Annotated in this window: 12 protein-coding genes; 5 read left to right on the top strand and 7 right to left on the bottom strand. The window is 71.2% G+C overall.

The genetic code is table 11. The annotated features are described in order from the left end of the window. The coding region (locus tag AB0B76_RS50760) for a discoidin domain-containing protein (RefSeq protein WP_360390919.1) at positions 1-1,253 on the bottom strand (1,253 nt) is incomplete at its 3' end. A 262-nt stretch (positions 1,254-1,515) separates the two neighbouring features. On the opposite strand from AB0B76_RS50760, the gene AB0B76_RS50755 reads away from it, so the two are divergent. Further along, entirely contained in the window at positions 1,516-2,367 is an 852-nt protein-coding gene (locus tag AB0B76_RS50755; protein ID WP_360390917.1) for a DUF1996 domain-containing protein, read from the top strand. Here the strand turns inward: AB0B76_RS50755 and AB0B76_RS50750 are convergent. Further along, the gene (locus tag AB0B76_RS50750) at positions 2,295-2,684 is read right to left on the bottom strand and encodes a hypothetical protein (RefSeq protein ID WP_360390924.1); all 390 of its coding nucleotides are present in this window, start codon (positions 2,682-2,684) and stop codon (positions 2,295-2,297) included. The genes AB0B76_RS50755 and AB0B76_RS50750 overlap by 73 nt on opposite strands. A 110-nt stretch (positions 2,685-2,794) precedes the next feature. On the opposite strand from AB0B76_RS50750, the gene AB0B76_RS50745 reads away from it, so the two are divergent. Both AB0B76_RS50745 and AB0B76_RS50740 read left to right on the top strand, forming a co-directional pair. Further along, a complete protein-coding gene (locus tag AB0B76_RS50745; RefSeq protein WP_360390915.1) occupies positions 2,795-2,941 on the top strand; it encodes a hypothetical protein in 147 nt (48 codons plus the stop codon). Positions 2,942-3,000: 59 nt separating this feature from the next. After that, positions 3,001-3,858 carry a maleylpyruvate isomerase N-terminal domain-containing protein gene (locus AB0B76_RS50740; protein ID WP_360390912.1) on the top strand — a complete coding sequence of 286 codons (858 nt, stop codon included), beginning with the start codon at positions 3,001-3,003 and terminating at the stop codon, positions 3,856-3,858. A gap of 36 nt (positions 3,859-3,894) precedes the next feature. Here the strand turns inward: AB0B76_RS50740 and AB0B76_RS50735 are convergent, their stop codons facing one another. The 5 genes from AB0B76_RS50735 to AB0B76_RS50715 all read right to left on the bottom strand — a co-directional run bounded on the left by AB0B76_RS50735 (position 3,895) and on the right by AB0B76_RS50715 (position 9,917). Continuing rightward, the gene (locus tag AB0B76_RS50735; protein WP_360390910.1) at positions 3,895-4,836 is read right to left on the bottom strand and encodes a hypothetical protein; all 942 of its coding nucleotides are present in this window, start codon (positions 4,834-4,836) and stop codon (positions 3,895-3,897) included. Positions 4,837-4,962: 126 nt separating this feature from the next. Beyond that, the gene (locus tag AB0B76_RS50730) at positions 4,963-6,003 is read right to left on the bottom strand and encodes an enediyne biosynthesis protein (RefSeq protein ID WP_360390907.1); all 1,041 of its coding nucleotides are present in this window, start codon (positions 6,001-6,003) and stop codon (positions 4,963-4,965) included. After that, positions 6,000-7,985, bottom strand: coding sequence for a CRTAC1 family protein (locus AB0B76_RS50725; RefSeq protein WP_360390904.1), 1,986 nt, complete (start codon positions 7,983-7,985; stop codon positions 6,000-6,002). The genes AB0B76_RS50730 and AB0B76_RS50725 overlap by 4 nt, the downstream gene beginning before the upstream one ends. 290 nt (positions 7,986-8,275) lie before the next feature. Further along, complete coding sequence (locus AB0B76_RS50720) at positions 8,276-8,704, bottom strand: SgcJ/EcaC family oxidoreductase (protein ID WP_360390902.1); 429 nt, start codon at positions 8,702-8,704, stop codon at positions 8,276-8,278. A gap of 31 nt (positions 8,705-8,735) precedes the next feature. Beyond that, positions 8,736-9,917, bottom strand: coding sequence for an acyl-CoA dehydrogenase family protein (locus AB0B76_RS50715; protein ID WP_360390899.1), 1,182 nt, complete (start codon positions 9,915-9,917; stop codon positions 8,736-8,738). A 174-nt stretch (positions 9,918-10,091) separates the two neighbouring features. Here AB0B76_RS50715 and AB0B76_RS50710 point away from each other — a divergent pair, with 174 nt between their 5' ends. Both AB0B76_RS50710 and AB0B76_RS50705 read left to right on the top strand, forming a co-directional pair. Beyond that, a complete protein-coding gene (locus AB0B76_RS50710) occupies positions 10,092-11,696 on the top strand; it encodes a 4-hydroxyphenylacetate 3-hydroxylase N-terminal domain-containing protein (protein ID WP_360390896.1) in 1,605 nt (534 codons plus the stop codon). After that, positions 11,689-13,053, top strand: coding sequence for an FAD-dependent oxidoreductase (locus AB0B76_RS50705; RefSeq protein WP_360390894.1), 1,365 nt, complete (start codon positions 11,689-11,691; stop codon positions 13,051-13,053). The genes AB0B76_RS50710 and AB0B76_RS50705 overlap by 8 nt, the downstream gene beginning before the upstream one ends. Positions 13,054-13,091: the final 38 nt, after the last annotated feature.

The raw sequence follows: 13,091 nt of genomic DNA, 5'->3' as shown, positions 1-13,091 counted from the left end.
GGCAGCGACGTGCCCGGGGTCTGCCCGTTGATCCAGGTCGCGCCGCTGCTGTTGGTGCGCTGCGACGGCACGAACACCTTGTAGCCCGACGCGTCCGCGTACAGGTACGGCTTCTCCTGCGTCACCGGCGACGTGGCGAGCGTCGTGATCGCCGGCGACGGGAAGCTGGTGGCGGGCGCGCCCTGGACCCCCGAGAACACCATGTTCCACAGGGCGCCCTTCCAGCTGCCGATCGTCGAGTCGCGGGTGAACCACTGCTGCTGCGAGCACGGGCTGATCTGCCCGCTCACCCGGCTGTCGGCGATGTACCCGCCCGACGCCCACCCGCAGTTCGGCGACGCGAGCGTCATGCCGCCGTGCACGTCCATCCGGCGGAACGGCGCCGCCTGGGCCACCGCCCACCGGTCCGTGCCCGACACCGGGTACAGGGACAGGTTCTCGGCCGAGCGCCAGAAGTTCTGGGTCGCATTGCCCTGCATCCAGCCCGCGTCGACCGTGACGTCGCCGTGGATCTGCACGTCCTGCGGGTTCTGGCCGAGGCCGCTGATCGACGTGTAGAAGCCGAGCTGGGCGTTGAGGCCCGAGTACGAGCCCGGCTTGAACAACAGCTGGTAGCGCTCGTCGCCGAACTGGTTCTTTTCCTGCTGCGTGAAGATCTGGTCCAGCCGCGCCTGGATGGTGGCCGAGGACTGGCCCGGGTCGAACACGACCACGTTCGAGCCGAGATCGCCGCCGCCCGGCAACTGCGGGCCGCCGGGATCGCCGGCGTAGACGGCGAACTCGTACAGCGAGTACCCGTACTGGGTCGCCCGCGTCGTACCGTACATCCGGATGTAGCGGCCGGAACCGTTCACCGCCAGGGTCTCGGTGCCGCCGGCGCCGGTCGTGGTCGAGTAGACCGGGCTCCAGCCGCTCACCCCGTCGGCCGAGACCTCGATGCGGTACGCCGTCGCGTACGACCGCTGCCACGTCAGTACCACCTGGCAGATCTGGGTCGTGGCCCCGAGATCGATCTGGATCCACTGTGGATCAACACCGTGCGCGCTCGACCAGCGCGACGAGCCGGACCCGTCGACCGCCTTGGCCGGGCCGAGGCTCGCGCTCTCGGACGACGAAGCGGTGGCCGGACGATTGAGGGCGGCATTGGTGGTACCGCACGCCGCCGCGGCGACCGCGGGCCGGTCGACGGCGACGAGCGCGGCCGCCGCGAGCAGCAGCGCGGCGGCGAGCAGTGTTCGGCGTATGGGTTGCATGGCGGCTCCCGGGCAGTATTCGCCGCCGCGCGGCGTGAACGGCGCGGCGCGGTACGGCGGGGCGGATGACTGGACGGTAGGCCCGCCGCTCAGCCGTGGACAACCGTTTGCCATGAGTTGCCAAATCGATCACGATGCGTCCAATGTGGACCATGAAATGGCATGGCAACTCAATGGCAAGCGCTTTCCCCGCCGTCGCGGAGGCTGCTACGGTCCGCAGCTACCAATTGCCGATGCTCGATTCACCGCCAAGGAGTCGAACATGAGCATCAGATCCATGCTGCCCATCGCCGTCGCGGCCCTCGCCCTGGCCGGCGCCGCCGCGATCGCCGGCCCGGCGCTCGCCGCCGACGACCCGCCCCGCGCCCAGTACCACGAAATGCACGCCAACTGCACCGTCAACCACACGCTCAGCGACGACCCGATCGTCTTCCCGGGCCTGCCCGGCGCCTCGCACAACCACTCGTTCATCGGCAACCCGTCGGTGAACGCGAACTCGACCCCGCAGTCACTGGTCGGCGGGGCCACCTCGTGCGAGGACACCCTCGACGCGTCCGGCTACTGGTTCCCGACCCTGCTGCAGCGCGGCGTGCCGCTGCAGCCGGACAAGCCGACGGTCTACTACAAGTCCGCCGTGCGCGACTACCGCACCGTCAAGCCGTTCCCGGCCGGGTTCAAGCTCCTGGTCGGCGACGCCAAGACCCCGGACGTCGCCCACTTCACCGGCAACTGGCAGTGCACCGGCTACAAGGGCGCGGACATCCCGCCGTCCTGCCCGGCGGGCGCGACGCTGCAGGTGCGCCTGACCGCACCGAGCTGCTGGGACGGCGTCCACCTGGACACCGCCGACCACAAGTCCCACATGGCGTGGCCGGTCTCGGGCGTGTGCCCGGCCGACCACCCGGTCCCGCTCCCGATGCTGGAGATCAAGCTGCCGTACCCGCTGAAGAACGGCGACACGGGCGGCTTGGCCTACGCCTCGGGCGCGAGCTACACGTTCCACTACGACTTCATGAACGGCTGGGACCCGGCGCGCCAGAGTTACCTCGTCCAGTACTGCATCAATGGCGGACGGCAGTGCAACGGCTTCGGCGAGGACCCGAAGAACCCCTGATGCCCCGCGGATCGACCGGCTCGGGTGCCGACCGCCATCGGCCCCGAGCCACCCGCCTGCCGCGGCGAGCCCGAAGGCACGGCACAGTCCGTATCGCGGTCGCTTCTGTCAGGCGTCGAGGGTGAGCTTGGCGTGCTCGGGGTCGTTGAGAGCGCGCTCCACCGGAACAGCATGTCGGCGGCGGCGAATCGGGAGAAGTCGTCGAGGCTCCGCTCCATCGTGGCGGTGTGCACGGCCAGCCGTGCGCGGGCCGCCTCCGGGGCCTGGGTCGCGGCCAGGCGCGCGGCCTGGACCTCGAAGCCGTGGCGGACCTGGATCAGCTCGCGGGTCTTGTCCGAGCGCAGCAGGATGCCGCACGAGAGGGTCTGCGGGAGTACCTCCGACGTGCCGCCTGAGGTACGTCCCCAAGCCCGGCCGCACCGTCACGATGCCCAGGATCTCCAGGGCCGCCAACGCCGCCGTCACCGGGGCCGACGTGGTCATCCTCGCCATGGACTACGGCCGCGCCAAGCTCATCAAGGACGACTGGAAGTCCATCTTCGACGACGCCAAGCCGGACCACATCCACCACTGACCCGCAGTGCAGCACGCCAGGAGTTCCGGTCACCGCGGGCGGTCTGCGACCGTGGATCCGTGACGCAACAGTGGACGCTCGCCCGGTCGGCCCTGCGCGGCGCGGGAGCACGGTTCCGCGCCCTGCTCACCGGCGCGGACGACCCCCGGGCGCTGGCGACGCGGGACTGGACGATCGCGGACTCCGCGGCCCACGTGCTGGGGATCGCGCTGCTGTACGTCGAGCTCGTCGAGCCCGGGACCAGGCTGCTGGACGTCCCCGGGCTCGCCGAGGTCATGTCGACCACCAACGTCGACACCGTCGCCGACGTCAACGCCCTCGTGCTGCGCCACTTCGCCGAACGCGACCCGGCCGTGCTGGCCGCCGCGCTCGGCGACGCGATCGAGCGGATCCTCGCCGCCACCGCGGACATGGCGCCGCAGACGCCGATCCCGTGGCTGGGCTCGTCCCTCGTCCCGGTCTCGGGCGTCGTGTCGCACCTCGTCAACGAGCTGCTGGTGCACGGCTGGGACATGGCCCGTGCGGCCCGGCGCCCGTGGCCGATGCCGGACGAGGAGGCGGCGCTGTACTGGGACCAGTTCTTCCTCGGCATGCTGCGCCTGGACTACGGCACGCTGCTGAACACGTCGCTGCCGATGCCGCGCCGCCCGATCGCCGTGCGGTTCCGCTCCGCGCACACCCCGGAGGCGACGATCATGCTCGGCGACCGGCGGGTGTGGATCGCCCCGGACGAGCAGCCCTACGACGTGCGCGTCACGTTCCGGCCGGCCCGGTTCAACCTGATGCTGTTCGGGCGGATCGGCACCGCGACCGCGGCCCTGCGCCGCGACGTCGTCGTCGGCGGCCCGCGGCCGTGGCGCCTGCCCGCCTTCCTGCGCGTGGTCCACATGCCCAACGGGCGCCTGGCGCCGGCCTGAGCCGCGACCGGTCCGGCCGCGGCCCGGGCCCGGCGGTCAGGTGTTGTACGGCATGGTCGGGAACCAGCCCCAGCCGAACATCGAGGGCACCCGCACGTCCCAGTAGACGACGGTGAAGACGCCCAGGGCGATCAGCAGCGCCGCGGTGATGACGGTCGTGCGCCGGGGCGCGGCCGCCATCCAGCGCAGGAACCGGCCGCCGGTGCCGAGGGTCAGCAGCGCGAACAGGGCCGTGACGATCAGGATGTTGCCGAGCGACTGCAGGACGAACGCGGCCGCCCCGTACAGCGGGTTGTGCGTGTCGGCGGCCCAGTGGAACAGCTTGTTGAACAGCGGGTACGGCCGGCCGATGAGGAAGCCGCCGACCAGCGCGCCGAGCGCGACGACCCGCCCCACGGGCCGGTCGCGGAACACGTCGGGCAGCACCCCCAGCGCGGCGAGCCCGAGGTAGGTCAGGGCCAGCCCGATCACGCCGAAGACGACCATCGACTGGATGAGACGTACCGGTACGGTGCCGACCATCGCGGTCGACAGCTGCGGCAGGTCGTCGCCGATGAGCACGCCGACGAAGCCGTAGACGGCCGAGACCGACACCATGCCGAGGGTGAGCCAGCCGATCGGCCGCAGCAGCGTCCGGAACAGCCCGGAGCGGCGCTGGGCCTCCCCGCCGGCGATGCTGAGCGGGCCGATCGACGCCGCCATCGCGATGTTGCAGGCGGTGAAGGTGCCGGCCAGCCCGGAGACGAACGCGAACACCAGGCCGGCCGCGGTGCCGGCGATCGCCGTCTTCTTGGCGTCGTGGCCGAGCAGCGTGTTGGCGACGTTGTCGCCGATCACCTTGTCGACCAGTTCGAAGGACCAGAGCACGGCGAGCAGCAGGCCCGCGGCGACGCTCCACCCGACGACCGCGCCTCTGCGGATCGGGCGCTCGAGGCCGCCGCCGGCCGGGCGGGTCAGGGAACGGGGGGCAGTGGTCATGGAAGCTTCCCTCCTGCCGTACGGGTTCAGGCGGCTCCGGGTCGGAGCCGCCTGATGGTGCCGGTGACGCCGGGAACGGCGCGACCTTTGGTACGGGCCGGGCGACCATGGCCGCCCGGCCCGGGCTCATGCCGTGACGGGCACCGCCGCCGGTGCCGGCGTCGCCGCGGGTTCCGGCGCCCGCCGCCCCCGCAGCCACTTGACCCACCAGAACAGGCCGCGCAGGAGGCACACGATGGTGACGGCGAAGAACAGCGTGTAGACGACGTTGAACAGCATCAGCACGCCGTAGACCATTGCCACGTTCGCGCCGAACATGAACTGGTTGCGCGCGGGGCCGGGCGTCGTGCCCGGGTCCGTGATCATGTAGTTGGTGAAGAGCACGAAGGCCACCCCGGTCATCGGGGCCAGGGCCGCCCACAGCGCGACGTCCCACACGTAGTGGCGGATCAGCGCCTGGATGACGAACCCGCCGACCCAGCCGACGATGAGCGCCACCTTCTTGGTGAGCATCGAGTTGAGCACGGTGCCGGCGGTGATGATGACGACCGGGACGACGATGCGGATCACGTCCGGCACGTGCTCGGTGAAGTGGTACGGCGGCGCGACGTTTACCCACGGGAACGCGAGCAGCGCCACGGTGATGCCGAGGTTGGACGGGTTCATGAAGTGCCGGATCCGGCCGTTGATCGGGGCCTGCAGCACGTACTTCCCGCCGACCGCGACCACGACGGCGAACGCGATCGGCCAGAACACGTCGTTGGCGTAGAGCAGCATGTTGGCCGCGAGGGCGGTGATGTGGGTCGGGAGCAGGAACGTGTACACGCCCCAGGCCCCGTTGCCCGAGTAGGCGGCCGGCCGGCGCAGCGCCCGCGCCTGCACCGTCTCGAAGGCGAACTCCGCCGTGTAGCCGACCAGCAGCGACAGCAGCGGCCAGGTCCACGGCTGCTCGAAGCCGAGCACGGTGTAGCCGAGGATGTTGAAGATGCTCATCGAGATCGCGAAGTTGCGCAGCGCGAGGTAGCGCGGGTCGCGGGCGTCGACCCGGGGCGCCTTGCCCGGGGTGGCCGCCGGCTCCGGCCGCGCCGGTGCGGCCGGCGTGAGCTTGGCGGGCGGGGTCGCGGTGGGCACCGCATCGGTCTTGGGGGCCTGCTGTACGTCCGTCACGGCGTCGTCACCTCCTGGGCTTGGTCGGTCAGCATGAGGTTGTGCCAGCCGGCGCTCAGGTCGAGCTTCTGGTGGTGGGTGGCGCCGGTGGTGTCACGCCAGCTCAGCTCGGCCGAGACCGGCTTGGCGCCGGCGGCACCGAGGCCGAAGAAGACGTCGAAGCTGCGCTTGCCGGAGTGCCCGCCGCCGCCGTCGAGCTGGGCCACCTGGACCCGGCCGTCGGCGGTGCGGATGCGCACGACCGCGCCGTAGGCGGGGGTCGCGGCGGCACCGGTGGTCGCGGCGGTCCCGGTCGTGCCGGCGGTCCCGGTCGTGGCCGTCGTCGCCGGGCGGTACAGGCGGAGGCCGAGGAAGTCGTTCTTGGCGGTGTTGCCGTTGCGGTAGTACGCCGGCGGGCCCCACTGGCGGGCCACGGCGAAGTCCTGGCTGCCGTCGCCGTCGGTGTCGGCGACCGCGAGCCCGCGCGTCGGCGTCTCCACGGCCAGGCCCAGGTTGGCGCTGAGGTTGGTGAACCGGCCGGTGTGCTCCTCCTTGACCCAGAAGGCCAGGGGGTTGGAGCCGGCGATGTCGTCACCGGGCTCCGCCTTCGGCCACATGTCCGGCTCCTGCAGCAGCAGGTCGTTGCTCATCGCGAGCTCCTGCAGCCAGTTGAACCGGTTGATGGTGCCCTTGACGAAGCCGCAGGTCTGCACGACGACGAGCCGGCCGCTGTTGTCGAAGTCGGCCATCTTCGCGTCCCAGCCCCAGCCGACCCAGGCGAGGTTCTTCGCCGCGGCCTTGTTCTCGAACGGCGCGACGCCGTCGGCGAGGTCGGCGCGGGCCGCCTCCGGGGTCGCCGCGGTGTTGCTCCAGACGAAGTTGCTCTCCTCCAGGCCCCACGACTCGGTGATGTTGCTGACGAAGAGGTCGAACCGGCCGCGGCCGTCGAGGTCGCCGAACTCGGCCGACATCCCCTTGAACGAGTCGTGCCCGACGACCAGGGACTTGGGCGTCGTCGGGCCCCGGCTCCCCTCGGCCAGCTTGAACTTGATGTGGCCCGGGGTGGAGACGTTGTGGAAGAAGCGGTCCTGGCCGAAGTCGTTGGCGAGGTACAGCTCCGGCAGCAGGTCGCCGTCGAGGTCCGCCGAGGCGGAGCCGAGCGTCCAGCCGGTGGAGTACCTCGGGTCGATGGCGACCTGCTCCTCGAACGTGGCCGTCGGCTGGTCGCCCGCGGTCGCGGACTTCCAGTGCATGACGTGCGCGCCGCCGGCGTTCTGGGCCCGGGACATCGAGTGGTTCATCGTCACGTCGGGGTGGCCGTTGGGGTCCAGGACCTGCGTGTCGGGGAAGTAGTTGAACACCCCGATGTCGGCGTGGCCGTCACCGTCGAAGTCGGCCACCGCTACGGCGTTGGTGTTCCACAGCGCCCCCTGGTAGCCCCCGTCGGGCGAGGACTTGCCGGGGATCAGCTCGACCGGCGCGAACGCATCGAGGCTCAGCGACTTCGCCCCGGCCTTGTGCATGAACAGCACCGGGGTGCGGCCCCAGTAGTTGACCAGGATGTCCATCCGGCCGTCGGCGTTGAAGTCGCCGGGCGTGCAGCCCATCGGCGCGATCGCCGGGCCCATGGGCAGCTTCGCCGACGGGTCGAGGACGAAGGGCGCGTAGGTGTCGCCGCTGTCCGGCGCCGGGGTCACGATCACGGAGTCGCTGCGGGTGTCGACGAGGCACAGGTCGTTGGCCACGCCCTCGCCGTCGAGGTCGTTCACGGCCACCGCGGCCCCGACCGAGGAGATCCACGCCTTGATGTGCTCGTACTTGGGGTTGACCACCCGCACGGTGTGCTCGGGCAGGCCCGGCGGCATCGCGATCGGCAGCTCGGTGAACTTGAACCGTGCCGCCATCGCCGCCCGGTCGGAGGCGGATACGGAAGGCAGCCGCGCGTTGACGTACAACGCGCCGACCACCACGAGAACGAAGCAGATTGGGATGAGTCGGCGCATCAAACCGACAGGTTGCGCTGGCAACGGTCCCCCTTAACTGGTCGGAAGAGTCTTTGGCGGCCATTTCTGCGATCCGATTTCAACCTCCCGAAAAGAATGCGGACCACAGCTATCTTCACTGGTACGGGTATCTATGTCTTCTCAAAACGTGCTCATCGATGTTCCTGAATAGACAGGGGATAGTGGCGCTTTCCGAGACCCGCGTCCGCATTGTTCGAAAACGCACCCGGACGACAGCGCCGCCCCGCCGGAAACGGCGGGGCGGCGCGGGTATTGCGGCCGGGTGACGCTCAGGCGGCCTTGTCGCGGGGGGTGTTGACGTACGCCGACAGCCGCCACTGGCCGTCGTGCCGGACGACGACCCAGGCGGCCCGGATCGCCTCGGCGTCGGACACCTCGGACTCCCCCGCCGCCATGACGCCGCCCTGCGACAGCAGGATCGCCGCGTCCGGGCCGAGCGGGCGCAGGTCGATCGGCTTGCCGGTGACCTGGGTGCCCTTGTAGCGGCCGGCGAAGCCGTCGGCCATGTAGTCCCGGATGCTCGCGCGCCCCTTCAGGTGCACCCCGGGCATCGTCATCGTGCCGTCGTCGACGAACACGCCGGCGAACGCGTCGGCGTCGTGGTACGCCCACGCGGCGATGACCCGCTGGGTCAGCGACGCGACCGCCGCCTTGTCGGCGTCGGACAGGTCCGTCGGGCTGGTCGTGCTGCTCGTCATGCTGTGTCCTCTCGGGCTGGGCCGCGGCCGGTCAGATGTAGAGCGTGTTGGGCTCCAGGCCGCACAGGACGCGGCCGTAGAGCTCGGCGTTGGTGTTCGGGTGCATCAGGGCGTGCAGGTGTACCGCGTGGATGTCGCGCATGACCCGCTGGATCGGCAGGTCGGTGTAGATCGACGAGCCGCCGCTGGCCCCGGCGAAGATGTCCACGGCCTCCTTGGCGCGCTGCACGACGGCGCCCATGTCGGCCCGGGCCTGCACCCGCTCGGTAAGCGTCCACTCGCCGCCGCCGGCGCCCTTGCCGTCGACCAGCGCGGTCAGCCGGTGGGCGTGGAACTCCGCCTCGTCCAGGCGCAGCACCGCGTCGGCGACCTGCAGGTGTGTCACCGGCGCCTCGCGCTGGCTGTCGTAGCCGGTGTAGCTGATCTTCCGGCCCGGGAGCCGGTGCAGGAACGCGTCCTGGGCCGCGCGCCCCAGCCCGACGATCGCGCCGACCGACGACGCCGACGCCACCGGCAGCAGCGGGCTGCGGTAGATCGGCGACTCCGCGTTGACCTTCGAGGTCGACTGGCCCGCCAGGACCACCGGCAGCGGCAGAATCCGGTCCTGCGGGACGAAGAGATCCTTGGCCACGGTACTGACGCTGCCCGTGCCCTTGAGCCCGAAGGTGTTCCAGTCGTCGACGATGAGCAGGTCGGACATCGGCACGAGACCGATGACCGGATAGGGCTCGCCCTCGGCCGGCACGTAGATGGCGATGACGACCTGCCAGTCGGCGTGGTGGGCGCCGCTGATGAACTGCCACTTGCCGTTGACCACGACGCCGCCCTCGGCCGGGAACGCCATCGCCGACGGGCTCAATGTGCCGCACACGCGGGTGTCCGGCCCGGCGAACACCTCGTCCTGCACGTGGTCGGGGAACATGCAGGCCATCCAGCCGGGGATCCACGTCACCGAGGTGACCCACGCCGCGGAGCCGTCGCCCCGGCCGAGCTCGGTGGCCACGTCGACGAGCGTGCGGGTGTCGACCTCGAGCCCGCCGTACTGCCGCGGCCGGCGCAGCTTGAACATGTCGGCGGCGGTGAGCGCCTCGACCACCTCCTCGTGCAGGCGCCGGTGCTCCTCCGCCCACGGCGCGTGCCTGCGCAGCAGGGGCACCAGCTCCGCCGCGCGCCCGACGAGATCCTCGCGGGTTGGAGCATCCGTCGTCGTCATAGCCATCTGACTCCTCTCGAGTCCACGCCGAACCGTCCACCAGACACCGTGCCGACCGGCGGGCCGCCCGGCATCTCCGGCCGTGCGGTCCTTGCCCGGCGCACGCGCGCGGCGCCGGCAGCTGCGCACGATGGGAGAGGGCCGCGGCGCCGGCGGCTGCCACCATCGGTGCTCATGACCACCCGCCCGCTGACCGGCGACGAGTACGTCGAGAGCCTCCGCGACGACCGCGAGGTCTACATCTACGGCGAGCGCGTCCGGGACGTGACGACGCACCTCGCGTTCCGCAACCCCGTCCGGATGGTCGCCCGGCTCTACGACGCGCTGCACGACCCGGAGCACCGCGACGTGCTGACCGCGCCGACCGACGCGCCCGGCAGCGACGGCTGGACGCACCGGTTCTTCACCACCCCGCGCAGCGCCGAGGACCTGGTCGCCCACCAGGGCGCGATCGCGGCCTGGGCCCGGCTCACCTACGGCTGGATGGGCCGCAGCCCCGACTACAAGGCGTCGTTCCTCGGCACGCTCGGGGCCAACGCCGAGTACTACGCGCCGTACTCCGCCAACGCCCAGCGCTGGTACCGCGAGTCGCAGGAGAAGGTCCTGTACTGGAACCACGCGATCGTGCACCCGCCGGTGGACCGCAAGCTACCCGCCGACAAGGTCGGGGACGTCTTCGTGCACGTGGAGCGGGAGACCGACGCGGGGCTCGTGGTCAGCGGGGCCAAGGTGGTCGCCACCGGCTCGGCGCTCACCCACTACAACTTCATCGCGCACTACGGGCTGCCCATCAAGGACCGCAAGTTCGCCGTCGTGGCGACCATCCCGATGGACGCGCCCGGCATGAAGCTGATCTGCCGGCCGTCCTACGGCGCCGCCGCGGCGATGACCGGCAGCCCGTTCGACTACCCGCTCTCCTCCCGCCTCGACGAGAACGACTCGATCCTGGTGCTGGACAAGGTGCTCATCCCCTGGGAGAACGTCTTCATCTACGGCGACCTGGCCAAGGTGCAGCTGTTCACCGGGCGCTCCGGGTTTCCCGAGCGGTTCACCTTCCACGGCTGCACCCGGCTGGCGGTGAAGCTGGAGTTCATCGCCGGCCTGCTGCTCAAGGCGCTGGACATCACCGGCACCCGCGACTTCCGCGGCGTGCAGAGCCGCCTCGGCGAGGTCCTGGCGTGGCGCAACCTGTTCTGGGCGCTGTCCGACGCCGCGGCGCGCAACCCGGTGCCGTGGACCGGCGGCGCGGTGCTGCCCAACCCCCAGTACGGCCTGGCCTACCGGTGGTTCATGCAGATCGGCTACCCGCGGATCAAGGAGATCGTCCAGCAGGACGTCGCCAGCGGACTGATCTACGTCAACTCCAGCGCCGAGGACTTCCAGAACCCCGACCTGCGGCGGTACCTCGACACCTACGTCCGCGGCTCCAACGGCGTCGACGCGGTACAGCGGGTCAAGGTCATGAAGCTGCTGTGGGACGCCGTCGGCACCGAGTTCGGCGGGCGGCACGAGCTGTACGAGCGCAACTACGCCGGCAGCCACGAGGACACCCGCGTCGCGCTGCTCTCCGCGCAGATGGCCGGCGGCCTCACCGACGGCTACGAGGCGTTCGCCGACGCGTGCCTGTCCGAGTACGACCTGGACGGCTGGACGGTGCCGGACCTCGACTCGTTCAAGGACCTGCGCCGGCTGCGCACCGACCTGATGAACGGCCGGCCCGACGCCGCGGGCCCCCCGACCCGATCAGACTCACGACTGGAGGACGGCCAGGATGGTTGACTACGTCGCAGACCGAGCCGTGGTGCTCGGCGGTGGCATCGGGGGCCTGCTCGCCGCCCGGATACTCGCCGACTCGTACCGGCACGTGTCGCTGGTGGACCGCGACCGGCTGCTCGGGGTGCGGGACCCGCGCCGCGGGGTGCCGCACGGCCGGCACGCGCACGCGCTGCTCGCCAAGGGCCAGCACATCCTCGAGGAGCTGTTCCCGGGCCTCGACAAGGCGATGGCGGCCGAGGGCGTGCTCGCCGGCGACCTTTCCGGGAACCTGCGCTGGTACTTCAACGGCAAGCGCCTCAGCCAGGCCCGCACCGGGCTCTCCAGCGTGTCGGCGACCAGGCCGGTGCTGGAGGCCCACGTGCGCGCGCGGGTGGCCGAGCTGTCCAATGTGGAGTTCCTGGAGGGCTGCACGATCCGCGGCCTGGTCACCACCCCCGACCGCAAGCGGGTCATCGGCGTCGAGGTGCTCGACGACGGCGCCGCGGCCGCCACCCAGGTGCTGCGGGCCGACCTCGTGGTCGACGCGACCGGCCGCGGCTCCCGGATGCCGGCGTGGCTCGAGGAGTTCGGCTACGCCCGCCCGGCCGAGGACCGGGTGAAGATCGACATGGCGTACACCACGCGGCACTTCCGGCTGCGCGAGGACCCGTACGGCACCGACCTGAGCATCAACCCGGTCGCCTCCCCCGCCTTCCCGCGCGGCGCGTTCTTCCCCAAGCTGGGCGACGGCGTCTCCATGCTGTCGCTGACCGGCATCCTCGGCGACTACCCGCCCACCGACCACGAGGGGTTCCTCGCCTTCGCCCGCTCGCTGCCGGCCCCGGAGATCTACGAGACCATCCGCACCGCGGAGCCGGTCGACGAGGCGGTCAGCTTCCGCGTGGCGGCGAGCGTGTGGCGCCGCTTCGACCGGCTGCGCGAGTTCCCGGCCGGGCTGCTGGTGTTCGGCGACGCGGTGTGCGCGTTCAACCCGGTCTACGGCCAGGGCATGACCGCCGCCGCGCTGGAGGCGGTCGCGCTGCGCGAACACCTCCAGCGCTTCGGCGACCCGCAGGCGCTGCGGTTCTTCCGCGAGATCAAGCCGCTGATCGGCGTGCCGTGGGAGATCTCGACCGGCGGCGACCTGGGCTTCCCGGGCGTCGAAGGCCCCCGCACCCTCAAGGTGCGCCTCGCCAACGCCTACATGTCGCGGCTGCACGCGGCGGCGGTCCACGACGGCGCCGTCACCCGGACCTTCTTCCGGGTCGCCGGGCTGGTCGACCCGCCGGCGGCGCTGATGAGCCCGGGCACGATGCTGCGCGTCCTGCGCGGCGGCCGGGCGACGGGCCCCGCGCCGGCCCCCGAGCACGCCCTGACGTGAGCCCGGGGAAATACGAAACATAGCCTCAGGAACACCCG

This window comes from Dactylosporangium sp. NPDC049140, assembly GCF_040648435.1.
The sequence above is the reverse complement of the archived record's forward strand: the minus strand, read 5'-3'. Positions and strand labels throughout refer to the sequence as shown.